Below are 1,382 nucleotides of genomic sequence, written 5' to 3' on the forward strand. Positions count from 1 at the left end.
AATAATCAAACAGTTTTGCCTTTTTAAAAAAAAGTTAGAATTAGTCCTAACTCAGACCACATCCTTTAAAAGAGTTGTTGTTATTTTGAGTGTTTTGTGCCCCGATATTTGGTAGATTATTGTTGGGAGGCGGTTCCAATTCTGGCAAAGGTTGGTGCAAGTCTGGTAATTCCTCCTTGGGATCGATGCTATAATGTTTGCAAAACTGGAATGCTTGTTGCTTGAATCCCCATTTTTTCAACAGAGCGTGCATTCCCGTCTGTTCCGCACATACTAATAAGTCGATGTCGGTTACTTTCATTTCCTCCGCTTTGTCTATCCCTGCTTTTGCTAACATTTGAATCGCTTTCGGGTCTCGGTGTTCTGGATCTAGGTACATTCCTAATATAGAACAGACTCGGCGGGGAATAAACGGGTTTTCCAGTTCGTGTTGGGGTCGGTATTGTTCGTCCAGGTATGATGGCGGGTTTTCATCGTAGAAATAAACGAATAGGCAACCGACTATGGTGGTTTGGTTGTTTTGATGGTGTTCCAGGAGGAAGCAGTAGGAGTGGGGTTTGGTAATTTGGAAGGTGACGTATTCCGTGAAGTCAAAATCTGGTTTAACTTGCATGGCGGGGTCTAGGTGTTCGCGACTGTGGACGAGAGCTTTCCACAAGGGGGCGACTGCGGGTACGTCATCTAGGGTTGCTAGTCTTTGGGTGTAGGTTTGGGCGATAGTTGTTGTGTTTGTCATGTTTTTTTTGTTTGTGTCAGGCAAGATCAAGGCTTCTTTCTGGTTTTGATAGTAGTAATAGTTATAGCAAGTTCTGCTTTCAATTAACGGCAAATTCTGTGAACTTCCGAGCATTTGGATCGTGAAAACCAAGGACGATAGATTTTTTTGGTATTCCTAATTCAACCAGTTCATTGGCAACCCCTACCTCTGTACCATCATACTGAATCCAAATTTTATCGCCCTTGATATCAATATGAATTAAGCAACCAAATACGCGACGATCGCCATCCCAACCAACGGTGCCCAACTGATAACGATCGCTTTGGGTATCAATAATCGTAAATTGCTCTATGTCTCCATAAGAAGGCTTATACTTATTATGTTCTGCAATTACCTGCTGCACTAATTGGCGGTATTTTTCTAGTTGTTCCATTGTACAATTACCTCTTGTTCGGGGTCGAAAACTACTACTTTAACATGGTATTCGGAAATACTCAACTGTGCTAATTCTCCAGAGAAAAAGTTACGATCAACTTTGACTGGCACTGCTAAAAAAAGAACTCGATTTGGCTCTTTGACTTTTAACGCCACTCGATAGTTCAGAAATTCTCCTAAAGCCACATGAAATTCTGATGTTGTAGAAGGTGATAAAAAACTTTTGACA

3 protein-coding genes are annotated in these 1,382 nt (G+C 41.4%); all 3 read right to left on the reverse strand.

The genetic code is table 11. The features are described 5' to 3' along the window. Window positions 1–46: 46 nt before the first annotated feature. The gene (locus F6K40_RS40210; RefSeq protein WP_293145937.1) at window positions 47–736 is read right to left on the reverse strand and encodes a GNAT family N-acetyltransferase; all 690 of its coding nucleotides are present in this window, start codon (window positions 734–736) and stop codon (window positions 47–49) included. Between the two features lie 79 nt (window positions 737–815). Continuing rightward, the gene (locus tag F6K40_RS40215; RefSeq protein WP_293145940.1) at window positions 816–1,151 is read right to left on the reverse strand and encodes a XisI protein; all 336 of its coding nucleotides are present in this window, start codon (window positions 1,149–1,151) and stop codon (window positions 816–818) included. After that, the coding region (locus tag F6K40_RS40220) for an element excision factor XisH family protein (RefSeq protein ID WP_293145942.1) at window positions 1,139–1,382 on the reverse strand (244 nt) is incomplete at its 5' end. The genes F6K40_RS40220 and F6K40_RS40215, both read right to left, overlap by 13 nt.

The sequence above is a fragment of the Okeania sp. SIO3I5 genome, from assembly GCF_010672085.1.
Classification (GTDB): domain Bacteria; phylum Cyanobacteriota; class Cyanobacteriia; order Cyanobacteriales; family Microcoleaceae; genus Trichodesmium.